Origin of the sequence: Enterococcus sp. DIV2379 (genome assembly GCF_050542965.1) — a bacterium.
GTDB lineage: Bacteria > Bacillota > Bacilli > Lactobacillales > Enterococcaceae > Enterococcus_D > Enterococcus_D entomosocium.
This window is the reverse complement of sequence record NZ_CP172938.1, coordinates 1,074,652-1,098,308: the sequence shown is the minus strand read 5'-3', so window position 1 is coordinate 1,098,308 and position 23,657 is coordinate 1,074,652. Positions and strand designations below refer to the sequence as shown.

Below are 23,657 nucleotides of genomic sequence, written 5' to 3'. Positions count from 1 at the left end.
TTGTAACTGGTTTTTTTTTCTTTTCAACTATTCACTGATGTCCGTTTTACGTAAGCTTTTACGGAAATTAAATCCTGAGATAAAAATATTGATCAGTACAAACCCACTAGTTACCCAAAAGACAGCGGGATAACCAAAACCAGCTGCCACCGTTGAACCGACCATCGGACCTAACACTTGCCCAAAGTTAGAAAACATTTGGTTGTAGCTGTAGATGCGGCTGACCCCTTCCATCGGGGTGATCTTGCTGATCAGTGTATTGATGGACGGCATCAAGGCACCGGTAGAAAAACCAAGCAAGAAGCGTAACACGCCTAATTGAAACGGAGTAGAAACAAAGCCCATCGGAATGAAACAGAAAAATGATAGCACTAAGCCCCCCAATAGTACTTTGTGATTGCCATAACGATCACCGATTTTGCCTAAAAACGGCGAGGAGATAATCGCTGAAACACCGGCAACAGAGACGATCAATCCGCTGACGAACAAAATATTGCCCGTATCCCCGCTTAAATCACGAATATACAATGTGAGGATTGGGCTGATGCTGGTTACACCTAGCTGTAAAATCAGTGACGTAATAAACAAGCCAACAAGCAACTGCATATTTTTGATTTGACCAAAAATTTCTTTGATGGACAGCAGATCGCCCTTTTCAACCGGCTCAAAATCTTCTTGAACGAGAAAAATCGTGAGCAAGAGCGTAATTAGCAGCACGACACCGGTAATGATAAAAACATTTTTCATGCCGAACCATTGCGCCAACGCCCCACCCATGGAAGGACCAATCAAATTCCCTGCGATGGCTCCTGTAGCCAATGTCCCAAGCGCCCAACCGCTTTTTTCTCGAGGCGCCTGCGAAGCGATCAACGCAGTCGCATTTGGAATATACCCCGATAAAATTCCGGTAAAGAAACGCATGATCAATAACCAATAGACATTCGGTACAAAAGCCAAAGAACCCATCGTCACTGTCATCCCCGCAGCCGCGCGAATCATCATTAAACGACGACCTTTTTGATCTGCTAGATTTCCCCAAACTGGAGCAATGATAGCCGCCGCAAACGCCGTTACTGAGATTGCTAATCCAGAAAACAACTCAATTTGACTCTCTGGAGCGCCTAACTCTTCTATATATAAGGGAATGAATGGCATGACAAGACTAAAACTGGCACCCGTAAAAAAACAACCTACCCATGAAATCAGTAGATTTCGTTTCCAATCAATCTTCATTTACAAACCTTCTTTCACAAATACTATACCGTATCGTGAGTAATAATCAAATAAAAAATCTTTCTGCATTTAAAATACAGAAAGATTTTCTTCATTAAACTTAACTGATCAAAGCCAAAATGACAAAGTTTAGGATAAACAACGCATTGACGACCCAGATGATCGGAGACACTTCGTTGGCTTTTCCTTTCACTACTTTCACTAATGCATAGAAAATGAAACCAACAGCGATCCCGTTGGAAATACTGTAAGACAAGCCCATAAAAATAGATGCAAAGAAAGCGGGAACTGCTTCTTCTAGATCAGTCCACTTGATGTCTGCAAAAGAAGCCATCATCATTACCCCAACTAAGATCAACGCCGGTGCTGTCGCTTGTGCGGGAACGATTGAGATCAGTGGAGAAAAGATACTGCTGATCGCAAAGAGTGCTGCCACCACAACGGAAGTCAAGCCCGTGCGTCCACCAGCACCGATGCCAGCTGCTGATTCCACATAAGTCGTTGTATTTGAGGTCCCTACGATGGCCCCTACAGACGTGGCTACGGCATCTGCAAAAAGAGCCTTATCCATTTTCGTATTCAACCCGTTACTATTTTCAACCGCTTCTTCATCTTTTTTCGAAAAGATCCCTGTACGACGTCCAGTCCCGATAAAGGTACCGATCGTATCGAAGACATCTGATAAGCTAAATGCTAAAATCGTCATGATTACTTGAGGGATTTTGGCAGAATCACTGAATAGTGAGCCCATTCCTTCAGAGCCAAACGCAGCGCCAAATGTGATTCCTAGTTCGCTGATGGAACTTCCTAATGAATTCCCGTGCCAATCAATGGCACTTAAATCCACCACACCCATCAAAATACCAATGATCGTCGTTCCTAAAATACCAAAAATAATTGCCCCACGTACATTTTTCACCACTAATAAAGTAGTCACTACTAAACCAATCACTGCTAACAAAACAGGTGCATTATTGAAATTCGCCAAAGCTGGGACGATCCCCCCATTAAAATTGGCACTCACAATCGTCTCACCGTCGACAACTGAACCCGTCACTGCGGCAGTGTCTGCACTGAAGTTTAGCAAGTTGGCATTTTTGATCCCTACATAAGCCACAAAGATCCCGATCCCGCCGCCGATTGCATGCTGCATGCTTTCTGGAATCGCATGAATGATCATTTTTCTGATTCGAGTCACCGTGATAAAAATGTTGATCAGGCCGCAGATGAAAACCATCGCTAATGCTTGCTGCCACGTATACCCCAAACCAAAAACAACGGTAAAGGTGAAGAATGCATTAAGTCCCATTCCAGGTGCTTGCGCGTAAGGCACATTTGCAAATAAGCCCATGATCAGGGTACCAATCACTGAAGCGATGATCGTTGCTAAGAAAACAGCTTGAAACGGCATGCCTGCAGCAGATAAAATCGTCGGATTCACAAACAAAATATAACTCATCGCGAAGAAGGTGGTGACCCCAGCCATCACTTCTGTGGAAACCGTCGTTTTATTCTCCTTTAATTTGAAAAACTTTTCCATGTTATGTTTCACTCCTGAACTTTAATCGTTTCTATGAAAAGAAAAAATGAATAATTGCGCTTTTCATCGAACAATTACAAATTATAAGGGAATAATTTTCGCTTTTCAAACCTTTTTCCGAATAAAACGAACCAAAAACGTTTAATGTTCGTGTTTTACTTTGTAACTATTATGAAAACTTATCGAAAACTTACTTGTATTGTGAAATGACAGAAATATGTTACACTTAAGCCACTACCATAAGAGAATGGAGCGAGTCTTTTGAAACCAAAAATCATCGCCATTGATTTAGATGGCACAACCTTAAATACTGAATCCCAACTTTCCCCTCGCACACGTGAGGTACTGGTTCGCGCCACCAAAGCGGGACACTTTGTTACCATCGCTACAGGAAGACCTTTTCGTATGAGTGATCAATTCTATAAAGAATTGGCGCTCACAACACCAATGGTCAATTTTAACGGTGGGTTGGTCCATAAACCTCGACAAGTATGGGCAAACGAAATGGAGCACTCGATCTCTCGAGAAATTGCGTTTGAGCTCATGGCACAAAAAGAGCAGCTGGGGCTGACGTTTGTGGCAGCAGAAAATCGTGAAACCTTTTTCATCGATGACCTAAGCGGATTTGATCAACACTTTTTCTTTTCGGGTAATGCTTCCGAAAAAAATCTATTAGCAAATTTAAAAACGGATCCCACTTCATTACTGGTGAAAACCGAAAATGAATTAGCAGAATCTGTTTCTTTACGTATCAAGGATCAATTTGACGATGCAGTCGATGTTCGCACGTGGGGCGGACCTCAAGCCATCTTAGAGATCGTACCAAAAGGGGTCCATAAAGCACTTGGTCTTTCGGTGATCGCGGATTCTTTGTCTTTGGATCGGCAAGATATCATCGCTTTTGGTGATGAACACAATGATTTGGAGATGCTGGATTATGCGGGTTGGGGCGTTGCTATGGCAAATGGCACGCAACAATTAAAATCGATCGCAAATGATGTTACTGACAAAACCAATGCGGAAGATGGCATGGTCGATTACTTGGAAAAATATTTAGGTCTATAAAAAAAGCCGATGCGGGATTGTCCGCATCAGCTTTTTTTTGCTTCCATATTCAAATCAAAGTGTTTCATAAACGATTTCTTTGGCTTCGGGAATCGATTCATCAATAAAGAATACTTTGTACCAGGTCAAGAATGTAAAGATCGTCCAGATTTTTCGCTGAAGATTCGGTTTTCCTTGGCGATGGTCTTCTAGCATTTGCAAAATCGCTGTTTGATCAAAGAAGGTTGCTGCAAAGTCTGACTCAAAAAGGGCTTTAACTGCTTCATACCCTGTTCCTTCTTTCAGCCATGCCTTGATTGGTACAGGAAAGCCTAGCTTTTCACGGTTTGCCCATTCTTTTGGCAAATGACGGTTTGACGCTTGTCGAAACACATCTTTCGTATTGTTTTGATTGATCAAATATTTCGTCGGGATCGTTTGCGCCAGTTTTTGCATCTCGATATCCAGTAACGGAACCCGTAATTCTAAAGAACTCGCCATGGACATTTTGTCTGCTTTTAACAAAATATCCTTCGGCATCCATTGATGAAGATCCAAATATTGCATCTTGTTGACCTCGTCTTTGAGACCATTGACTTTCTCATAATGAGGCGCAACGATTTCAGCAACAGATGGTCCTTTTTGATACGTTGGTTTTAAAAGCTGTAGTGCTTCCTCTTCTTCAAAGACCAGGGCTTGCCCGATAAAGAAGTCTTGGGCAGGTGCCGTTGCTTCATAAAGATGAATTCGACCATGGAAGTTTTTCATTTTGCCGATTTGACGCCCTAAACGAAAGCGGATGTTTTGCGGCAGTTTTTTCAAGCCTTGGGCAAAAACGCGAACCGCTTTAGAGTTTGTGTGGAAGCCATAGGCAGCATAACCGGCAAATAATTCATCTGCCCCTTCCCCAGATTGAACGACCCGCACTTGCTGTGCTGCTAGGTTGGCTAAAAAGTACAAAGGGACACAGCTTGGGTTAGAATCCGGTTCGTCCAAGTGATACTGAATCAGCGGAAATGCCTCAAAGGACATTTCACCATCGATGACCGCTGCTGTGTTGTTCAAGCCGAGCTTTTCCGTCAATTTGCGGGCTTCGATCGCTTCGTTGTAGGTTTTGTCATCAAACCCAATTGAAAATGAGTGATCTGGGCGCAAGACCGAGGCCACGTAACTTGAATCGACACCACTGGATAAAAATGAGCCGACTTCAACATCACTGATTTGATGAGCGGCAATTGATTCTTGGACTGCTTGATCGATTTTATCGACCCATTCTTCTCTTGAATGATTTTCTTTCACTGAAAAATCTGCATCCCAGTACTGCTTGATCGTCAATCCCTGTTCATTAAACAGATAATAATGCCCTTCTTGCAAACGATGAACGCCTTTAAAGAAGGTTTCTCCGTTCAAAGGCGAGTATTGGAACGTCAAATAAGGTTTCAACGCCTCCTGGTTTAATTCTTTCTTGAAATCTGGATGAGGCAAAAAGCTTTTGATTTCAGAGCCAAACATGAAACTGCCGTTCATTTGTGCATAGTAATACGGTTTGATGCCAAAGTGATCCCGCGCGCCGAAAAGCTCTTGTTTTTGAGTATCCCAGATGGCAAAAGCAAACATTCCCCGCAGGCGCTGCAAAACATCAATCCCCCACTCTTCATAGCCATGTAAGACTACTTCGGTATCCGCATGGGTAGAAAAGACATGACCTGCTTGGATCAATTCCTCACGCAATACTTGAAAGTTGTAAATTTCACCATTAAAAATGATTACTTTTGTTCGATCCTCATTAAAAATTGGTTGTGAGCCACCTTCTAAGTCGATGATCGATAAACGACGAAACCCTAATGCCACTCGGTCGTCGGTAAATTTCCCTGAACTGTTTGGTCCGCGATGAACGATCCGGTCCATCATGCGTTCAATAATGATTTCTTTTTGGTCTTTTGAATTGACAAAGCCGACAATTCCGCACATATTTTCACATCCGTTTTCATAATCCATTTTCATTTTTCTAAAGTAAATCATACCATAGAATTCAAGAGATACGATCTCTTTTTCAAAAAAATACAATCAATATATTTTTGCACAAAACACAATTTGAAGATAAACCTTATGATATCAAGGTTTCCAATCATCTCATACTCTCAATCTTACAAATTTGTTATCTAAGAAAATAGCTATCCTCAAAATTCTTAAGAAATTTTTTATGAATTCTATTTTTCTGAAAATATACAAAGATACTTTTCCCGAATTTACTGACTCCAGCAAACTTCTTTTGCTGCCATTCTCAGCATTGATTTCCTGAAAATAATCAGTCAGATTTGTTCGTTTGATAGTTTTATTGGACTATTGTGAAAAAAAGTGTTATTCTAACTATGGAATTTCGTTATCAACTAACCGTTGCCTTTCAATGACAAGTTTTAAGAAAGGAGAATGACTATGACATTCTATAACACAGATCTACAATATCGTGTAACTCTGGATACCAAATTGAATTTATTTATCGTTTTCGATAAAAAAGATGCGAATCATTTTGCGACTGGAATTACGATCGAGCAAGCTGTACAAGAATTGAAAAAAACTGCATAAGGAGTTTATCCAAATGAAGGATACCGATTCGTACTGAAAGCACCTCGCTAAGGAAATAATTAGCTAGGTGCTTTCTTGTTTTTTGGCTCGCTTTTGTCTGTTGCAGCATCCACTTCTTGCTTCTGTCCACTTTGCTGTTCATCTAGCTGTAAGATTTCATCAACAGATCCTTGCGTAATAAACTTACTCAATCCCTGTGCCGCAACTTTTGTATAACGCATAAAATAATCTTTTTCTTCAAAATCCATCTTCTTGCCTCCTACTGATACAACTGTGCTTTTATTAAGTTTACCATCTATTTCACTAGTCATTCTTGAGCGTCATTCCTTTAATACTTATGAATGATCCATTAATAGCATACACGTTACATTTGTCAAATCATCCTTTTCCTCTATTCATGAAAAGACAAATCTGTTTTCTGGTACAGAACATAGTACTATTGTCTTTTCAGGAGACTTTTATTTAGGAGGAATTTTTATGGCTACGTTTTTCGCCATTTTGTTTTTCATTGGATTGTTCTGTTTCGTTTTTGGCATTGTCTTATTTTATATTGGGCTTGTAAAACAAAATGCAAAACGAGATCGAAACGTTTTGATCATTGTCGCTTCCGCTTTTATTGCCTTGTTTTCTTATGGTGGCTTGTCCTTCTACCAAGATGTGACATCTTTCGATAGCATCACTGCGCAATTAAGCCTTTCTTTACGTAACGAATCAAGGCAAAGCGAATCCTTTGGCGATGCCGCTGCTTCCATGGAACAACCACAAGGAGAACAAAAAGCTGGCAACAACGAAGCAAGTAGCGCACAACAAGAAGAACCCGCGAACAACGAGCAACATACACCTGAACTTTCTCGTGAAGAAAGAAATGCACTGAATCGTGCAGAAAGATACTTATCCAGCAATGCGTTTTCTCAGTCGAGCTTAAAACGCCAACTACTCTATGAAGATTTTTCTGAGAGCGCAGCAGACTTTGCCGTAGCCACCGTGGATGCCGATTGGAACGAGCAAGCATTGAAAAAAGCGATTCGCTACTCGCAAAATTTATCCTTATCGGATGAGCGTGTGGCGAGCCAACTTTCCTTTGAAGGCTTTACTTCTGAACAAATTGAATACGCCTTATCACGTTTGCCCGATTGATTCTTTTCGTTTGTTGCAGGACCACAAGCAAAAAAGATATCGGCAAGTTGACGGAACAATTATGCTGTTTTCTAGACCGAGTGTAGGTTAATCGCTTTTCAGATGGTTATCGATCAACCTCGGCAGTCATTTATATTCTTCTGCCCACAACAAACAAAAAAGCCTATCTCGAAAGATAGGCTAAACGCTCCAAAGCGTTGGTATAAGGAGAGTACAGGATTTGAACCTGCGCGCCGGGATGAACCGGGTCGGCGGATTTCGAGTCCGCTGCATTACCACTCTGCCAACTCTCCATAACAGTTATTTTCGCTAGTTTTACAAAAAATGTCAAGAAAAATCTGCATCCAAAATGGAAATGGATACAGATTTTTTGTTCTTTAATCGAAAATATAGTTTTCTTTCTTTTCGATTACGCCTTCGATCGTCTCGTTGATGATTTTGATGATCTGATCATCGGTGGGTGTGATGATACCCGCCGACATTAAGGAAGCCAAACCAGTCACAACGATCCATGCGCCATTATGTAGTGCATTTATCGCATCTTCGGATAGATCTGCATATTTTTCTTCTGATTTGATCAAGGATTTGAAATAGGTGGATGAAAAATCATGCATCAATTTCCCACCGCCGTAGTCGTCGATAAAAAGGGCGATGTAGAGATTGTGCTGCTCTTGCGCGAAGCGTATATAATTCAGGCCTAAATCAACAAGTTTGTCTCCTGTTCGAACGACTGGAAAAACATTTTCCGATAAATCTTTGAAAACAGCCTCCACCAAGGTATTTTTTAAGTCCTGCATATTTTCGAACTCAAGATAAATTGGTTGAGTAGAAATTCCCATGTGCTTAGCGATATTCCGGGCCGTAAAGTTGCCAAAACCTTCTCTATTGATCAGTTCATAAGCGGCCTTCAAAATGTGTTCTCTTGTATAGACCTTCCTTCGCATCAATAAATCCCCCTTTTTATATTTATTTAATTGTAACCGAGATATTCATTTTTTAAAAATAAAACACTCCTTCCGTTATCTTATTTCTATTCACTTTGTTCACTAAAAACGAATGTTTAGTAATAGGAAATGTTCTGCTTTTTTCATTTATCACAAAAAATCCAACGGATGGCGTTCTAGTTATTTTTCAAATCTACTTTTCTTTCTTGTTGAAAACTCGCTGAAATTGTACACTAAGAGTGTAGCACGCAAATTCGATTGAAAAAGGGGTTTGGAAATGGCTGAATCAAAAGAGCTATTATTGGAGACCTGCTTATTAGCAGGGAAAATCATGATGGAAAACGGCTCGGAAGTGTATCGCGTGGAAGATACGATGAATCGAATTGCGGCAAACGCTGGAGAGCAAGGGAGTATTAGTTATGTAACAGCAACTGGACTTTTTATGGGCTTACGCAGTAGCCACTATGCACAAGTAGAAAATGTTCATGATCGAGTCATCAATCTCGAAAAAATCGTTGCCGTCAATGGGCTCTCTCGCGCCTATGCGGAAAAGAAACTTTCCTTAGCGGAACTGCATGAGGCATTAAAAAAGGTCAATCAGACAACACCAAGTTTTCCTTACTGGCTACAGGTTCTTAGTGCTGGCGTGGTCAGCAGTACCTTAATGATTATTTTTGGCGGTGCTTGGTTTGACTTTCTAGCGACCTTCGTCATTGGCTGCCTTGGCTTTTTGTGTGCGTATTGGGTCAAGAAACTGATCGACATTCGCTTTTTGGATATGTTTTGTGCCTCCTTACTGATCGGTACTTTGTCTGTCTTAGCGGTCTCTCTTCATATCGCACAAAACGTCGATAATTTGATTATCGGTGCCGTCATGCCCTTAGTTCCTGGTGTAGCAATCACCAATTCCTTTCGGGATATCTTGGCGGGCCATCTCATTAGTGGCACAGCTCGGGGAACAGAGGCCATCTTTACTGCTGCCGCGATCGGTGTAGGCATCGCCACGGTCTTCACATTATTTGGAGGGATCTCATGACGATTTTTATTCACCTTTCCTTCAGCTTCTTAAGCACTGTAACCTTCGGCATCTTGACCAATATTCCTAAAAGAGCCTTAGTTGCCACAGGCATTGCTGGAACGGTTGGCTGGATGATCTATTGGTCATTGCAAACGATTGGCTACGGTCTAGGCAGTGCCAACTTCTTAGCCGCATTTGCCGTCGGTTGCGTCAGCATCTTTTTTTCCCGCAGAAAAAAAATGCCCATGATCATTTTTAACATTCCTAGCCTCGTTCCCCTCGTACCGGGTGGGCCTGCCTACAAAGCCGTTCGAGAATTCGCTTTGGGCGACAACTTTGTCGGTTTTGAAAATCTGATGATCGTTGTCATCACCGCTGGGGCGATTGCCGGCGGGTTCATGATGACGAGTGTGGTTGAAAAGATCGTCAATCGCTGGCAAGTGAAACGCACAAAAAAACGTCATCCAGATAAAAAAATCTCCTGAAACTATTGGCGCGCAGAAACTATAAATTTTTCTTATTTCAGACTTTAGTACAATGTTTTCTTTTCGGACTTCTTTTATAATAAGGGCATACCTTACAAAACTGTTTGACGTTTGTCATTTGTTTTACTGGATTTTTCTGGTCTCACCCCGTATAGTGAGATTATGAAACATAAAGGAGATGAAGTCCTGTGAGCATAGCAACTTCTCGTCGTATCATTAATACGATTTCTATTATTGGCTTAGGTTTATCGATCGCGTTAACCATCTATTTTATCAATCTAGGTGTTTTCAAAGACATTAATGCACTGCGAGGTCTAGTTGGAAATTCCGTTATCTTAGGACCAATCGTCTTTATCCTATTGCAGATCTTGCAAGTAGTGATCCCGATTATTCCCGGTGGTGTCTCCAGCGCTGCAGGTGTCTTGATTTTCGGTCCTTATCTAGGATTCGTTTATAACTATGTAGGAATCAGTATTGGTTCTGTCATTATTTTCCTGCTTGGCCGACGATATGGTAAACCATTCATTTTAAGTATGATCAGTGACAAAACTTACGATAAATATATCGGCTGGTTAGACAACCAAAGCCGATTTGAAAAACTTTTCGCCCTTGCAATCTTTCTACCGGTTGCCCCAGATGATGCCCTTTGTCTAATGGCTGGCTTGACCAACATGACAGTGAAGAAATTTACGTTGATTATTTTGTTGGCAAAACCTGCTTCAATTTTCTTGTACAGTATGGCATTGATTTACGGTGGAACATTCTTAACTGGTTTGTTAGGCGGATAAGAATCATATGTAAGAAAAACGATCAATTCAGCGAGCCGAACGTAAAGAAGCTGCTTTTCAAACAGGGAACTATGCCTGTGGCAAATGTGCTTCTAAAACTGTTCGGCTCTTTTTTACCGCCTTTCTAGAATAAATTGAACCACAATACTTACTTTGTTAGGATGACGACCATGAATTATTTAAAAAACAGCTTAGTCAACACGTGGGATTTTTTGAAAGACAGCAATGCCTACTTCCGTGATGTTTTATTGATGCACGGTGCCTTGTTGTTCTTAGTGATCCCGATATTATCAGCTTCCACCAAGTTCGTCTTAAAGCGCGGCGGCTTGCCTTATCTTTCTTTCGATAATATCGGTAGTATCTTTACAGATCACCCTGTTGTGTTGCTCTCATTAACCCTGATTTTGCTTTTGATCTTATTAGCCGTCTTTTTTGAATTTACTTTCTTACTGCTGAGTGTCTATTTTATCAAAAAGAAGCAGCCCATCAGCTTGCGGCAATTGTTACGAATGACTATTTTGCAATTGCGCAAATTACGGCCGATGACCTTTTTATTTTTCCTTTTTTACTTCTTACTGATTTTACCCATCGGTGGATTGAGTTTTAATTCGGATTTACTCGCAAAAATCAAAATTCCTGCCTTTATCATGGACTTTATTTTTGCCAATCGTGTCTTGATCATTGGGGCAGTGCTTTTGGTTTATGTTTTGTTGATTTACTTGGGGATTCGCGTGATCTTTGCCTTACCGGAAATGATTTTACGTGATCTGCCCTTTCGAAAAGCGATCAAAGAAAGCCTCCAAGTAACAAAACGCCGTTTTTTTGCCATCGTTGGTCAATTTGTCTTTATCGGTGGTAGTATCTTATTGATCACGACTCTGGGCTTCACGCTGCTTATTACCCTTCAAGCAGTGATTGAAGTTGTTACACCGGACTATGCGTTGTATAGTGCTGTTTTTATTATGACTTTCTTGCAGTTTATTTTGTTACTGAATGTCATTTTATCGACCGTGGCTATTTTTTACATCATCGTTGATTTCATGGATGATGAAGGCTTTTTACCAGAGATCCCTTCGTGGTTCCACCAAGAACCATTGAACCAGCGACATTTTCTAGGACTGAAAAGTTCCTTGTTTACCTTGGTCACGGTACTTTTTGGTGTTGGGGTTAGTCTGTATAATATGAACTATCTGACCTCAGCTGCTTCGATCCATCCGGTAACGATCTCCCATCGAGGGGTAAGCGACGGACAAGGGGTCCAAAATTCCCTTGAAGCGTTACGATTTACTAGTGAGAAATATCAGCCGGACTACGTGGAAATGGACGTCCAGCAAACAAGTGATGGTCATTTTATTGTCTACCATGATTTTTCTTACCGGCCTTTGACAGGCGGCAAAGGAAAACCCGAGCAATTGCCCTTGAGTTACGCCGAATCACTGACGGTTTCAGAAAACAACCAGACAGCCCGTATTCCAACTTTTGACGAGTACTTGGCGCTTGCCAATCAGTTGGACCAAAAATTACTGGTGGAGATCAAAACCCAACAAAAAGATACTGCGGCACTCGTAGATGCCTTCTTAGACCGATACCAAGAGGATTTAGTTGCAAATGGGCATATTATGCAAAGTCTCTCCTATACAGTTGTTGAAGAATTAAAAGATAAGGCGCCTGAATTGACGTCGGGATACATCATGCCTTTCAATGTCGTAGGGCCGCCACTGACCAGTGCCGACTTTCTGACAATGGAATACAGTACGATCAACCGCAACTTCATCGCTTCTGCCCGGACCGATGGCAAGGAAGTGTTCGTTTGGACCCCCAATGATGCGGATACTATCAGCCGAATGCGTTTTTACGGTGTAGACGGGATCATTACTGACCAAATGGGGATTTTAAATGAAGAGTTGAGTTTGTCGGAAGAAGACATGACTTATTCAGACAAACTATTGAATTTCGTGATTGGCGTTGGCTGATCTCACACAAAGAAAAATGCTGCTCACGGTGATCCGTTGAGCAGCATTTTTTGCTAGTTGGTTAGGCAACGTTCGTTTGCGTACAAATTTTATTGAAACTGACGATCATCCGACGATTACAAGCTTCTACTTGTGCTTGATCTTCTTCTTCATATCTTGAAACGACGATCAACGCCGTATGTACGTATAGTTTTTCCACCACACCGATCACAGGCTTGCTCGCCCCGACAGGTTGGCAGACATATTTTTCACCGATCGTAATATTCTCCATATCCTCACCTCAACCGTTTTCTTTCATAAAGATATAATAACAAAAAAGCATCAAATTGAAAACGTTTTATTTCAATTTATCACGCATTTGTCACCAAGAAATGACAGTTTCGTTCGTTCAAACGCACTGGTTTGTTCGTGCCACTTCTTAAAAAGCATTTTATACTAAAGGAAATCAAAAGGAGATGAGTCAAATGCCAATTATTCAAACCTGTATCTTTGGACTATTGTCTGCTGCGTTGCTTTGGGGATTAAAAGAAGACCGCTGATTTTTTGGATCAACTATCGAGTAACACAACAAACGCGAAAATAAAACAACGCCTTGTGCCAATCAGAACTGGCACAAGGCGTTTCTTTGTCGAATTATAGACGTTCGTTCAATTCTTTTGCAAGATCTTCGAAACCTGGTTTGCCAAGTAAGGCGAACATGTTTTTCTTGTACGCTTCAACCCCTGGTTGGTCAAATGGGTTCACACCGTTTAAGTAACCAGAGATACCTACAGCGATCTCAAAGAAGTACATCGTGTAACCTAACGTGTACGCATCCATTGTAGGAATTTTTACTAACAGATTAGGTACATCCCCATCTGTATGGGCAAGTAACGTTCCTTCAAAAGCTTTCGTATTAACAAAATCAACTTCTTTTCCTTCTAAGTAGCCAAGACCATCAAGATCTGCTTCTTGTGTAGGGATCGCAATTGATTTGCGTGGTTTTTCAACTTTTACGACAGTTTCAAAGATATTGCGACGGCCTTCTTGGATGTATTGACCAAGAGAATGCAAATCTGTTGAGAAGTTTGCACTTGAAGGATAGATCCCTTTTTGGTCTTTTCCTTCAGACTCGCCGAATAATTGTTTCCACCATTCTGAGAAGTATTGCATGCCTGGTTCGTAGTTGATCAGCAATTCGGTTACTTTGCCTTTGCGATAAAGGATGTTACGCATTGCTGCATATTGATACGCTTCATTTTTTTCAAGGTCGTCACTTGCGTAAGCATCGCTAGCATCTGCTGCCCCTTGCATCAAGGCATCGATATCTGCTCCACTGGCAGCGATTGGTAATAAACCAACAGCAGTCAATACAGAGAAACGGCCGCCGACGTCATCTGGAATCACAAAGGTTTCCCAGTTTTCAGCATCTGCTTCAACTTTTACTGCACCTTTCGCTTTATCCGTTGTTGCGTAGATCCGTTTGTTGGCTTCTTCTTTGCCGTATTTTTCAATCAAACGTTCTTTGAAAACACGGAAAGCGATCGCTGGCTCAGTAGTTGTTCCTGATTTTGAGATCACATTCACAGAGAAGTCACGGTCACCGATGATTTCGATCAAATCTGCTAAGTATGTTGAAGAAATCGAATTACCGGCAAAAAAGATTTGAGGTGCTTTGCGTTCTTCATTTGGTAGCAAGTTAAAGAAAGAATGATTTAAGAAATCAATCGCTGCTTTCGCTCCTAAATAAGATCCGCCGATCCCGATCACGACTAGTACTTCAGAATCAGATTGAATTTTTTCAGCCGCTTTTTTGATACGCGCAAATTCATCTTTGTCATAATTTTTAGGAAGGTCGATCCAACCTAAAAAGTCGCTACCAGCACCTGTTCCTTCGCGTAATTGTTTGTCTGCTGCTGTAACTTGACTTTGCATGTAGCTCAATTCGTATTCGTTTACGAATGGTGCTACTTTCGAATAGTCAAACTTGATGTGTGACATGATTTGTCCTCCTTGAAAAAATAGTTTTTCATACACTACCTACTTTACGTTTTTTTCCAACTTTTTTCAAGTAATTCCTGATAGGTAGCCTGTTGGGTGATTTTAGACAAGTCCTTGAGCAAACATTGCTTTAGCAACTTTTTCAAAGCCTGCGACGTTCGCACCTAACATAAAATTATTTTTTTGATCGAAGGTTTCAGCTGTATCACGGCATGCTTCATAGATCGACTTCATGATATCATCCAATTTGGCATCGACTTCGGCTTTTTCCCATTGCAATCGTTGGGAGTTTTGACTCATTTCTAAAGCAGAAACGGCTACGCCGCCGGCATTGGCTGCTTTTCCTGGGCAGTAGAAAATTCCTTCTTCAATAAAATATTCTGCTGCTTCTAATGAGCTAGGCATGTTCGCGCCTTCAGAAACGACCCGGACGCCATTGGCTTTTGCACGTTTGGCTTGCGAGAGATCAATCTCGTTTTGGGTCGCACAAGGAAAGGCTAATTCCGCTGGAGTATCAAAATCCCAGACAGTTGCCCCTTCATGATATTCCGCTGTTGGCCGTTCCTTGGCGTAAGCCGTCAAACGTTCGCGTTTCACTTCTTTGATCTCTTTTAATAAGGCCAGATCAATGCCGTCTTTGTCATAAATAAAACCAGAGGAATCAGAACATGTGACAGGGGTCGCACCTAATTCTTGCAATTTCTCAATTGCATAGATCGCAACATTGCCGCTTCCAGAAACGATCGCTTTTTTGCCTTCAAATGTTTCATCTAAGTCTGTCAATAAATGCTTAACGAAATAAACAGCGCCATAACCCGTTGCTTCTGTGCGGTTTTTACTGCCCCAGAAGTCTAGTGGCTTACCGGTTAAAATCCCGGCATCGTATTGTTTCAATCGTTTGTAGGCACCAAACAAATAGCCGATTTCCCGACCTCCGACACCAATGTCGCCAGCAGGAACATCTAGGTCAGGTCCGATATGTTTTGACAGCTCCGTCATAAAGCTTTGGCAAAAACGCATCACTTCGGCATCTGATTTGCCTTTTGGATCAAAGTCACTTCCGCCTTTGCCGCCGCCGATCGGCAGACCCGTCAAGCTGTTTTTGAAGATTTGCTCAAACGCCAAAAACTTCAAAATACTCAAGTTTACACTTGGGTGAAAACGCAAGCCGCCTTTGTAAGGCCCCATTGCAGAGTTGAATTGAATCCGATAGCCACGGTTTACTTGCCAGTTGCCTTGATCGTCTTGCCACGGGACTCTGAATTGGATAAAACGTTCTGGTTCAGTTAAGAGTGCAAGGATATTTGATTCAATATATTCTGGATGCTCCTCTAAAAAGGGAACGATCGTAGGCAAAAATTCGTCAATTGCTTGAAGAAATTCCGGTTGGTGTTGGTCTTTCTCGTGAATCTTCGCTTGAATTTCTTTCACGTAAGCTGAAGCTTTGGTCATAGTGCATTACCTCCTTTAAGATATTTTCTATTTTAAAGAAATTTTCTGAAATTGCACGCTTTTTTTTAGAATTGTCAGAATTTTTTATCATTCGAAAAAAATCGCCCTCTCCTTTCAGCAGTCATAGGCGATGTGTTACAATCCCAAAGAGGTGAGAAGAATGGAAAAAACCTATGATGTCATCGTTGTTGGTGCAGGTACGAGCGGTATGATGGCTGCGATCACCGCTGCCAAACAAGGTGCTAGGGTCTTATTAATCGAAAAAAACAAAAAAATCGGCAAGAAACTATTGATGACTGGCGGCGGACGCTGCAATGTAACCAATAATCGGCCGGTAGATGATTTAGTTGCTCATATTCCAGGAAACGGCAAGTTTTTGTATAGTACGTTTTCCCAATTCAATAACTATGATGTAATGGCGTTTTTCGCAGACTTAGGTGTCGTCTTAAAAGAAGAAGACCACGGACGGATGTTCCCTGTGACGAACAAATCAAAAACCATCGTCGAAGCGCTGCTTCAAGCAATCAACGATCATCACGTCACCCTGTTGACGAATACGGTCGTAACCAAGCTGATCCATGATGGCAGCCAAATACGCGGCGTACGAACCGAAACCGATGAGTTCTCTGCCCCAAGCGTGATTTTGACGACGGGTGGCCGCACCTATCCTTCCACGGGCGCGACGGGGGACGGCTATAAGATGGCGAAAAAAGTCGGGCATACCATTACGCCGCTTTATCCAACCGAATCGCCGCTTGTTTCAGAAGAATCTTTTATTCAAGAACGGACCTTGCAGGGCATTTCCTTACAAGACATCACCTTGAGCGTCTTGGATCAAAAAGGAAAGCCCATCGTCGCCCATACCATGGATCTTTTGTTTACCCACTTTGGGTTATCTGGTCCAGCTGCTTTGCGCTGTTCCTCTTTTGTGAACCAAGAATTGAAAAAGCAGCAACCAGTGACGGTTGTTCTGGATTGTCTGCCGACGAAAGCCCAGGAAGCCTTGACCCAAGAATTAATTCAGTCTGCGGCTTCGAAGAAACAATTGCCGAATGCTTTAGCTGGCTTTTTGCCTGAGCGCTTGATGACCTTCTTTTTGCAGCAGCTAGACTTGCATGAGCTGGTTGCTGAAAAAGCCTCACCGGAACAGTTGACGGCGCTCGCTTCCTTGATCAAAGGCTTTTCAATCACCATTGTCCGCACGTTCCCATTAGAAAAGTCCTTCGTGACGGGCGGCGGGGTCCATCTGAAAGAAATCAACCCTAAGACCATGGAAAGTAAGAAAATCAATGGCTTGTATTTTGCCGGTGAATTGCTGGATATCAATGGTTATACAGGTGGTTTCAACATCACCGCTGCGTTTTGCACGGGTCATGTTTCTGGAAAAAACGCAGCAGAAACAGCTAGTTATTTCAATTATTGATCGACGACCCGGGTGTTCGCAGCAATATCCTGGCCTGTAGCTGCGAACACCTGGTTCTCCCCCTCTTTTTGCTTATTAGTTGGGTTTTTCTCAAAGTAGGCGTAGACTAAAGATAGCAAGATCGAGGGAGGTTTTTTTTATGAAACGAATTTCAAGAGGTAAATTTGAACGAATGCAAAAACTTTCAAATGAGGACGGTGTGATTGCCGCACTAGCGATCGACCAACGTGGTTCCATGAAAAAAATGATGAAGGCGGCAACTGGACCGGATGACTTTACGATGGAACACATTTATGAATTCAAACAGTTGGTTTCCCAAGAACTGACCAAATATGTCAGCAGTATTCTGTTAGATGAGGAATATGGCTTCTTAGGGATCGAAGCAAAGAATCCCAATGCTGGCTTGATCCTTTCCTATGAAAAAACAGGCTATGATGTCAACACGCCGGGTCGTTTGCCAGAGATTTTACCCAATGAATCGTTGCAGCGCTTGGTGAAAAAAGGTGCGGATGCTGCAAAAGTCTTGGTTTATTATAATCCAGATGAACCCCAAGAGATTTTAGATACCAAACATGCGTTTTTGGAGCGTTTAGGTACGGAGGCACAGGCGGCCGATATTCCCTTATTTGTGGAACCGATCGTCTATGATGATGAGATCACAGATGACAAATCACCTGCTTTTGCCAAGATCAAACCGAGCAAGGTCATCCGAACCATTCAGGAATTGACGAAAGATCACTACCATATCGATATTTTGAAAGTCGAAGTACCGGTTCAGTTCGACTTAGTGGAAGGCTTCCAAAAAGAAGGCTTAGAGGCCGTCTATACGCAAGAAGAAGCAGCCAATTACTTCAAAGAAGCCAGTGACGCCGCGACTCGGCCATTTATCTATTTGAGTGCGGGAGTTCCAGCGAATGTCTTTCGCGATGAATTGACCTTTGCTGGTCAACACGGTGCTAAATTCTCAGGAATCTTAGGTGGGCGAGCAACTTGGCGCGATAGTGTGGAAATTTATGGGAAACAAGGTGCCAAAGCGTTGTTGGAATGGCTGGACACCCAAGGGAAAGAAAATGTTGAAGAATTAAACGCCATTCTAAAACAATATGCCACTCCATGGTTTGACTTTTATGGTGGTTTAGAAAATATTGAGGTTTTCGATATTGAAGTAATGGAATAAAATAGTACAAAATAATCCCCGTGAACGGCATTTCAAGATGGTTCACGGGGATTTTTTATTCGTGTTCAGGTGCCAACAAATCGGCAAAGATCGCCCTAGTCAATTGTTGCAACGCTTGTGGGGCAAGCCCCATCTGCAACCCGCGCTTTCCTGCAGAAACCACGATTTCTTCCAGTGTCTGCGCCCCACGATCAATATAAGTAGGAAAGAGCTTTTTCATCCCGATCGGCGAACAGCCGCCGCGAATATAGCCAGTCGTTTCTTCTAAATCTCTCAGATGCAGCATCTCTACTTTTTTGTTTCCACTGACTTTGGCTAACTTTTTCAGATCCACTTCTCTGTTTCCAGGAATCACAGCCACTAGCGGACCTGTTTTGTTGCCCACTGCCACCAGCGTTTTGTAGATGGCTTGCGGGCGTGCTAGTTGCACAGCGACGGATTGCGCATCGAGATGGTCTTCCGACCACTCATAGGTGTATTCGTTATAAGCGATTTTCTGTTGTTCTACTTGACGGATCGCATTGGTTTTTTGTTTCTTCTTCGCCATTTTATCCCTCTTTTGTTTTGGTTTCTTTTAAGAGAAGGCCTTGGCTGGTCTTACTCATTGAGTGAAAATTCTTGTAAGTAGTTGGTCATTCGTTCGATCGGTATTTGTCCAGGTGCTGAAGCACCTTGCAACGAAGCAAAAGTAAAGACCGAACCAGTCAATGCCCCACTAACCCGGCTGATTTTCCCCAGCTCCCCCATCGACATGATCGCCAACGGCAGTTGGTTGAAGCCACGCGCTTTAGTAATGATCCCCATCAAACGTAAAACATCTTGGACTTGCTTGGGCATCATCGCTAACTTGCCAACATCGGCACCAAATTGATTCATTACGCCGATCTTTAAAATCAACACAGCATCTTCTGGCGTTTTCTCAAAATCATGATTGCTCAATATCAGCTTTACCTGTGCCTTTTTGATTTCTTGAATAAAGGCTCGACCTAAAAATTCAGCTTTCTCTAATTCGACATCGATCCAATCGATCAAGCCTGAATCAGCAGCAGCTAAACACAATTCTTTGTACTGGGTCAATGTGAACGCCCGCTCGCCCCCTTCTTCCAAGGTTCGAAAAGTGAAGAGCAGCTCTTTGTGCTTTAATGTCGTGCGAATATGTGATAACGCATCTAAGACCGCTTGCTGGTCTTCGACATGTTTGTAATGATCAACACGCCATTCGACGATCTGTGCCTCTGATTCCTCAGCAGCAATGGCTTGTTTCAAGATCTCTTCATTGGTTTTCCCAATCAATGGCACACAAATCAACGGTGTTTTCCCGTCTAACGTTACTGGTTTTGATCGGCTCATCTACTTCACTCCTTTTTCATTTGATAAAAGAATACTTTCAGATAGTTCCCTTCGGAAAAATGCTTACCTACCGCAAAATCAGCTGGTAGACGATAACTTTGAATACATTCATAAGCAACGTGTGCTTTCTCTAAGGATGCTTCGATCATTTCTTGAAACTTCCTCGGTGAAAGATTGGCCGCATTCGTTGAGGCGATCAACAAGCCATCAGGCGCTAAAATCGCCAAACTATCAGTGACTAAGTCGCCATAATTTTTCGCAACCGAGAAGACCTTTTTCTTGTTGCGGGCAAAACTCGGCGGATCTAAAACGATCACATCAAAGCGCAAGTCTTTTTTGCTGGCATAATTGAAGTAATTGAAAACATCCATGACATGGATACGCTGGGTATCTGGATCAATGCCGTTGACTGCAAATTGTTCGCGGGTCTTTTCTAGACTGCGTTTTGCCAAATCGACGCTCGTTGTTTGAGCAGCGCCACCGACAGCAGCAGCGACAGAAAACGCCCCCGTATAACTGAACATATTTAAAACCGTCTTGCCAGCTGCCAAGCCATCAACAAGTTGCCCACGAACTTCTTTTTGATCCAAAAAGATGCCCGTCATTAGTCCTTCGTTCAAATACGTCGCATACGTGACGCCATTTTCCTTCACCAGTAAGGGTTCAGGTGCCGTTTTTCCATAGACCCATGCTGATTCAGGCAGCTCAGACGCAAAGCGGATTTTTTCATAAGCCCCTTTGATCTCGGGAAATATTTGACGAAAAGCCGCCACGATCGCTTTTTTATGTTGATAAAGGGTGGCATTGTACCAAGAAAAAACGACATACTCGCCATACAAATCTACGGTAAGTCCCCCCAATTGATCCCCCTCGCCATTAAACAGACGAAAGGCATCTGTCAGGTCATCTTGATAGTAAGCAATGCGTTTGCCTTTTGCTTTCGCAAAGCGTTGCGCAAAGAATGCTTGGTCGATCACTGTTTCTTCAAAGGATACGACCCATCCGATCCCTTTATTTTGTTCCCCAAGATAGCCGACACCTAAGAAATGATTGGCCTGATCAATAAAGGTGACCCACTCCTTCGTCTCGATTGCTTGTTGAAGATCTTCTCGTTGGATCAACGGATTCTTTTTGCGAAGCTTCGCTGATCCTTGCTTCGTTAGTTTTATTTTCATGTTCATCTGCTCCATTCATTCTCCTTTTTAGTATAGCAAAAAGCGACAGTATTGTCTGTATCCTTGAAAGTAAAGAAATACTTAATTCCGCGTCATGACAAGGAATTCATTTGACACGTCTTTCACAGCCTAGTAAAATGTACTGTGATGTAAAATCGTAATTTACCGGTTATACTGGAAAAAGAGAGGACGATTCCTTTGAAAAAAAATAAAGTATCCACCTTTGTGAATACAAGAATGGGCTTTTTTTTCCTATTAGCCCTATTATTTTGGCTAAAAAATATCTTTGCCTATATGGTGGACTTCCACCTAGGTATTGAAAGCAGCATTCAGTACTTCATCTTATTCATCAATCCGATCGCAACGACTTTGTTGTTGCTGTCGATCGCATTGTACGTAAGAAGAACCAAAGCAGCTTATATCACGATGCTTGTGATCTATTTCTTGATGACTCTGCTGTTGTTCTCTAATGTTTCGTACTATCGAGAATTCACTGACTTTATCACCATCAACACGATGCTCGGTGTAGGAAAAGTAGCAAGTGGTCTAGGAGAAAGCGCAATTCGCTTGTTCCGTCCCTACGATGTGTTGTACTTCATTGACTTTATCGTGCTGATTGCAGCCTTTTCAATGAAAAAAATCAAAATGGACACTCGTCCTGTGCGGGCACGGATGGCTTTTGCGATCTCAACCTTAGCTGTCATGGTCTTTTCTGCCAATCTTTTCTTAGCAGAAGCGGATCGTCCTGAACTGCTTACTCGAACGTTTTCTCGTGACTATTTAGTGAAATACCTTGGGATCAACGCCTTTACGGTTTATGATGGGGTACAAACTTATCAAGCTTCGCAAGTACGTGCCGAAGCGAGTCCCAACGACATGAACGAAGTAGAGAGCTATGTTAAAGAACATTACGCAGAACCAAATGATGATCTGTTCGGTATCGCAAAAGGCAAGAATGTCATTTATATTCACTTAGAAAGTGTTCAGCAATTCTTGATCGATTATAAATTGAAAGATGAAGATGGCGTGGAACATGAAGTCATGCCGTTTATCAATAGTTTATACCATAGCGATAGTACCTTTAGTTTTGATAATTTCTTCCACCAAGTAAAAGCTGGGAAGACCAGTGATGCCGAAACATTATTCGAAAATTCCCTGTTTGGATTGAATCAAGGAGCGTTATTCACTCAACTGGGTGGGAAAAATACCTTTGAGGCAGCTCCAGATATTTTAGGTCAAACGCAAGGCTATACCAGTGCTGTTTTCCACGGAAATACCGGTACCTTCTGGAACCGAAATGAAACCTACAAACGGTTTGGCTATGATTATTTCTTCGACGCATCTTATTATGATGTCAATGATGAAAATTCATTCCAATACGGTCTACATGACAAACCGTTCTTTGAACAATCCGTACAATACTTAGAACGTCTGCAACAACCGTTCTATTCAAAATTCATTGCGGTTTCTAACCACTACCCATATTCTGAATTTACCAATGAAGAAGGCGGCTTCCCGCTAGCGAACACTTCTGATCAAACGATCAATGGCTATTTCGCAACCGCGAATTATTTGGATAAAGCCGTGGAAGAGTTCTTCAATTACTTGAAAGAAAGTGGCTTATACGAAAACTCAGTCATCGTTTTATATGGTGACCATTACGGAATTTCCAATTCTCGTAACCGTAACTTAGCAGAATTGCTTGGAAAAACAAGTTCTACATGGACAAACTTTGACAATGCCTCGTTACAACGTGTGCCTTATATGATTCATATTCCAGGACAATCAAACGGCGGCATCAATCATACGTATGGTGGCCAAGTCGATGCCTTGCCAACCCTATTGCACTTACTGGGTGTGGATACATCAAACTATATCCAATTAGGACAAGATTTATTCTCTGATCAAAACGAACAACTGGTTGCTTTCCGCGATGGCGACTTTGTGACACCAGACTACACCTACTACAGCAGTACATTGTATGACAATCGTACCGGCATGCCGATCAACGATCCATCCGATGAATGGAAAGCCAAAGTCGATGAATGGAAAGCCAAAGTCGACAAGCAACTTTCGGTTTCTGATCAGATCAATAATGGTGACCTTTTACGATTCTACGCGAAAAGCGGTCTAGAAGAAGTTGATCCTTCGACCTATAACTACAAAGACGCCCTTCAGCAAATGATGGACATTGAAAAGAATCTAGGCAGTGATTCAACTAGTGCCTTTTCTCAAAATGGTAATCAATCGACCGTCGATCTGTATCAAACAAAAACCTTCCAAGAATACCAGCAGATGACGGAACAAGATAGCGGCGAGTAAAGTAAGAACAACCAATAATCAATCCAGTAA

The 23,657-nt window shown here is 42.1% G+C and carries 21 protein-coding genes and 1 tRNA gene; 10 read left to right on the top strand and 12 right to left on the bottom strand.

The genetic code is table 11. From position 1 onward, the window contains the following. Positions 1–27: 27 nt before the first annotated feature. Together IGI92_RS05035 and IGI92_RS05030 are read right to left on the bottom strand one after the other, a co-directional pair. Complete coding sequence (locus tag IGI92_RS05035) at positions 28–1,233, bottom strand: multidrug efflux MFS transporter (protein ID WP_016619879.1); 1,206 nt, start codon at positions 1,231–1,233, stop codon at positions 28–30. A 100-nt stretch (positions 1,234–1,333) separates the two neighbouring features. After that, the gene (locus IGI92_RS05030) at positions 1,334–2,773 is read right to left on the bottom strand and encodes an NCS2 family permease (RefSeq protein WP_005237180.1); all 1,440 of its coding nucleotides are present in this window, start codon (positions 2,771–2,773) and stop codon (positions 1,334–1,336) included. A 261-nt stretch (positions 2,774–3,034) separates the two neighbouring features. Here IGI92_RS05030 and IGI92_RS05025 point away from each other — a divergent pair, with 261 nt between their 5' ends. Beyond that, positions 3,035–3,838 carry a Cof-type HAD-IIB family hydrolase gene (locus IGI92_RS05025; RefSeq protein ID WP_005229159.1) on the top strand — a complete coding sequence of 268 codons (804 nt, stop codon included), beginning with the start codon at positions 3,035–3,037 and terminating at the stop codon, positions 3,836–3,838. A 54-nt stretch (positions 3,839–3,892) separates the two neighbouring features. Here IGI92_RS05025 and asnB read toward each other — a convergent pair whose 3' ends face one another. Beyond that, the gene (asnB, locus tag IGI92_RS05020; RefSeq protein ID WP_061054487.1) at positions 3,893–5,788 is read right to left on the bottom strand and encodes an asparagine synthase (glutamine-hydrolyzing); all 1,896 of its coding nucleotides are present in this window, start codon (positions 5,786–5,788) and stop codon (positions 3,893–3,895) included. Between the two features lie 465 nt (positions 5,789–6,253). Between asnB and IGI92_RS05015 the strand changes: the two genes are divergently transcribed. Beyond that, positions 6,254–6,403 carry a hypothetical protein gene (locus IGI92_RS05015; RefSeq protein ID WP_005229155.1) on the top strand — a complete coding sequence of 50 codons (150 nt, stop codon included), beginning with the start codon at positions 6,254–6,256 and terminating at the stop codon, positions 6,401–6,403. 59 nt (positions 6,404–6,462) lie between these two features. On the opposite strand, the gene IGI92_RS05010 is transcribed toward IGI92_RS05015, so the two are convergent. Further along, positions 6,463–6,651 (bottom strand): hypothetical protein, encoded by a 189-nt coding sequence (locus tag IGI92_RS05010; protein WP_034872503.1) that lies wholly within the window; start codon positions 6,649–6,651, stop codon positions 6,463–6,465. Positions 6,652–6,880: 229 nt separating this feature from the next. Between IGI92_RS05010 and IGI92_RS05005 the strand changes: the two genes are divergently transcribed. Continuing rightward, positions 6,881–7,540 carry an Ltp family lipoprotein gene (locus IGI92_RS05005; RefSeq protein ID WP_086316978.1) on the top strand — a complete coding sequence of 220 codons (660 nt, stop codon included), beginning with the start codon at positions 6,881–6,883 and terminating at the stop codon, positions 7,538–7,540. Positions 7,541–7,745: 205 nt separating this feature from the next. On the opposite strand, the gene IGI92_RS05000 is transcribed toward IGI92_RS05005, so the two are convergent. Continuing rightward, positions 7,746–7,833, bottom strand: a tRNA-Ser gene (locus IGI92_RS05000). Between the two features lie 84 nt (positions 7,834–7,917). After that, entirely contained in the window at positions 7,918–8,484 is a 567-nt protein-coding gene (locus IGI92_RS04995) for a TetR/AcrR family transcriptional regulator (RefSeq protein WP_005237185.1), read from the bottom strand. Between the two features lie 277 nt (positions 8,485–8,761). Here IGI92_RS04995 and IGI92_RS04990 point away from each other — a divergent pair, with 277 nt between their 5' ends. The 4 genes from IGI92_RS04990 to IGI92_RS04975 all read left to right on the top strand — a co-directional run bounded on the left by IGI92_RS04990 (position 8,762) and on the right by IGI92_RS04975 (position 12,748). Next, positions 8,762–9,520 (top strand): threonine/serine exporter family protein, encoded by a 759-nt coding sequence (locus IGI92_RS04990; protein WP_016619873.1) that lies wholly within the window; start codon positions 8,762–8,764, stop codon positions 9,518–9,520. Then, a complete protein-coding gene (locus IGI92_RS04985; RefSeq protein ID WP_005237187.1) occupies positions 9,517–9,987 on the top strand; it encodes a threonine/serine exporter family protein in 471 nt (156 codons plus the stop codon). Before IGI92_RS04990 ends, IGI92_RS04985 begins: the two co-directional genes overlap by 4 nt. Before the next feature lie 188 nt (positions 9,988–10,175). Continuing rightward, positions 10,176–10,775 carry a TVP38/TMEM64 family protein gene (locus IGI92_RS04980; RefSeq protein WP_005229140.1) on the top strand — a complete coding sequence of 200 codons (600 nt, stop codon included), beginning with the start codon at positions 10,176–10,178 and terminating at the stop codon, positions 10,773–10,775. A gap of 170 nt (positions 10,776–10,945) precedes the next feature. Next, positions 10,946–12,748 carry a glycerophosphoryl diester phosphodiesterase membrane domain-containing protein gene (locus tag IGI92_RS04975; protein WP_034878703.1) on the top strand — a complete coding sequence of 601 codons (1,803 nt, stop codon included), beginning with the start codon at positions 10,946–10,948 and terminating at the stop codon, positions 12,746–12,748. Positions 12,749–12,809: 61 nt separating this feature from the next. Here IGI92_RS04975 and IGI92_RS04970 read toward each other — a convergent pair whose 3' ends face one another. The 3 genes from IGI92_RS04970 to gdhA form a co-directional block, all read right to left on the bottom strand. Beyond that, positions 12,810–13,019 (bottom strand): hypothetical protein, encoded by a 210-nt coding sequence (locus IGI92_RS04970; RefSeq protein WP_430608215.1) that lies wholly within the window; start codon positions 13,017–13,019, stop codon positions 12,810–12,812. Between the two features lie 362 nt (positions 13,020–13,381). Then, complete coding sequence (locus IGI92_RS04965; protein WP_005229134.1) at positions 13,382–14,728, bottom strand: glucose-6-phosphate isomerase; 1,347 nt, start codon at positions 14,726–14,728, stop codon at positions 13,382–13,384. Positions 14,729–14,830: 102 nt separating this feature from the next. After that, on the bottom strand, positions 14,831–16,180 hold the full coding sequence (gene gdhA / locus IGI92_RS04960) for an NADP-specific glutamate dehydrogenase (protein ID WP_087664370.1): 1,350 nt from the start codon (positions 16,178–16,180) through the stop codon (positions 14,831–14,833). Positions 16,181–16,340: 160 nt separating this feature from the next. Between gdhA and IGI92_RS04955 the strand changes: the two genes are divergently transcribed. Both IGI92_RS04955 and IGI92_RS04950 read left to right on the top strand, forming a co-directional pair. Further along, positions 16,341–17,603 (top strand): NAD(P)/FAD-dependent oxidoreductase, encoded by a 1,263-nt coding sequence (locus IGI92_RS04955; RefSeq protein ID WP_016613916.1) that lies wholly within the window; start codon positions 16,341–16,343, stop codon positions 17,601–17,603. Between the two features lie 139 nt (positions 17,604–17,742). Next, positions 17,743–18,780, top strand: coding sequence for a tagatose 1,6-diphosphate aldolase (locus IGI92_RS04950; RefSeq protein ID WP_005237193.1), 1,038 nt, complete (start codon positions 17,743–17,745; stop codon positions 18,778–18,780). A gap of 55 nt (positions 18,781–18,835) precedes the next feature. On the opposite strand, the gene ybaK is transcribed toward IGI92_RS04950, so the two are convergent. Genes ybaK through IGI92_RS04935 form a run of 3 tightly spaced genes read right to left on the bottom strand, consistent with a single transcriptional unit; the run spans position 18,836 to position 21,305 of the window. Continuing rightward, positions 18,836–19,327 carry a Cys-tRNA(Pro) deacylase gene (gene ybaK, locus IGI92_RS04945; protein ID WP_005237194.1) on the bottom strand — a complete coding sequence of 164 codons (492 nt, stop codon included), beginning with the start codon at positions 19,325–19,327 and terminating at the stop codon, positions 18,836–18,838. Between the two features lie 50 nt (positions 19,328–19,377). Further along, entirely contained in the window at positions 19,378–20,130 is a 753-nt protein-coding gene (gene aroD, locus IGI92_RS04940; protein WP_005229128.1) for a type I 3-dehydroquinate dehydratase, read from the bottom strand. A gap of 5 nt (positions 20,131–20,135) precedes the next feature. After that, entirely contained in the window at positions 20,136–21,305 is a 1,170-nt protein-coding gene (locus IGI92_RS04935; RefSeq protein WP_430608213.1) for a class I SAM-dependent rRNA methyltransferase, read from the bottom strand. A gap of 237 nt (positions 21,306–21,542) precedes the next feature. Here IGI92_RS04935 and IGI92_RS04930 point away from each other — a divergent pair, with 237 nt between their 5' ends. Further along, a complete protein-coding gene (locus IGI92_RS04930; RefSeq protein WP_430608486.1) occupies positions 21,543–23,627 on the top strand; it encodes an LTA synthase family protein in 2,085 nt (694 codons plus the stop codon). Positions 23,628–23,657 lie beyond the last annotated feature (30 nt).

Excerpts from the sequence above, each read along its gene's own strand:
- IGI92_RS05035 (WP_016619879.1), bottom strand. The coding sequence starts at position 1,233 with ATGAAGATTGATTGGAAACGAAATCTACTGATTTCATGGGTAGGTTGT.
- IGI92_RS05030 (WP_005237180.1), bottom strand. The coding sequence starts at position 2,773 with ATGGAAAAGTTTTTCAAATTAAAGGAGAATAAAACGACGGTTTCCACA.
- asnB (WP_061054487.1), bottom strand. The coding sequence starts at position 5,788 with ATGTGCGGAATTGTCGGCTTTGTCAATTCAAAAGACCAAAAAGAAATC.
- IGI92_RS05015 (WP_005229155.1), top strand. The coding sequence starts at position 6,254 with ATGACATTCTATAACACAGATCTACAATATCGTGTAACTCTGGATACC.
- IGI92_RS05010 (WP_034872503.1), bottom strand. The coding sequence starts at position 6,651 with ATGGATTTTGAAGAAAAAGATTATTTTATGCGTTATACAAAAGTTGCG.
- IGI92_RS05005 (WP_086316978.1), top strand. The coding sequence starts at position 6,881 with ATGGCTACGTTTTTCGCCATTTTGTTTTTCATTGGATTGTTCTGTTTC.
- IGI92_RS04995 (WP_005237185.1), bottom strand. The coding sequence starts at position 8,484 with ATGCGAAGGAAGGTCTATACAAGAGAACACATTTTGAAGGCCGCTTAT.
- IGI92_RS04990 (WP_016619873.1), top strand. The coding sequence starts at position 8,762 with ATGGCTGAATCAAAAGAGCTATTATTGGAGACCTGCTTATTAGCAGGG.
- IGI92_RS04985 (WP_005237187.1), top strand. The coding sequence starts at position 9,517 with ATGACGATTTTTATTCACCTTTCCTTCAGCTTCTTAAGCACTGTAACC.
- IGI92_RS04975 (WP_034878703.1), top strand. The coding sequence starts at position 10,946 with ATGAATTATTTAAAAAACAGCTTAGTCAACACGTGGGATTTTTTGAAA.
- IGI92_RS04970 (WP_430608215.1), bottom strand. The coding sequence starts at position 13,019 with ATGGAGAATATTACGATCGGTGAAAAATATGTCTGCCAACCTGTCGGG.
- IGI92_RS04965 (WP_005229134.1), bottom strand. The coding sequence starts at position 14,728 with ATGTCACACATCAAGTTTGACTATTCGAAAGTAGCACCATTCGTAAAC.
- gdhA (WP_087664370.1), bottom strand. The coding sequence starts at position 16,180 with ATGACCAAAGCTTCAGCTTACGTGAAAGAAATTCAAGCGAAGATTCAC.
- IGI92_RS04955 (WP_016613916.1), top strand. The coding sequence starts at position 16,341 with ATGGAAAAAACCTATGATGTCATCGTTGTTGGTGCAGGTACGAGCGGT.
- IGI92_RS04950 (WP_005237193.1), top strand. The coding sequence starts at position 17,743 with ATGAAACGAATTTCAAGAGGTAAATTTGAACGAATGCAAAAACTTTCA.
- ybaK (WP_005237194.1), bottom strand. The coding sequence starts at position 19,327 with ATGGCGAAGAAGAAACAAAAAACCAATGCGATCCGTCAAGTAGAACAA.
- aroD (WP_005229128.1), bottom strand. The coding sequence starts at position 20,130 with ATGAGCCGATCAAAACCAGTAACGTTAGACGGGAAAACACCGTTGATT.
- IGI92_RS04935 (WP_430608213.1), bottom strand. The coding sequence starts at position 21,305 with ATGAAAATAAAACTAACGAAGCAAGGATCAGCGAAGCTTCGCAAAAAG.
- IGI92_RS04930 (WP_430608486.1), top strand. The coding sequence starts at position 21,543 with ATGGGCTTTTTTTTCCTATTAGCCCTATTATTTTGGCTAAAAAATATC.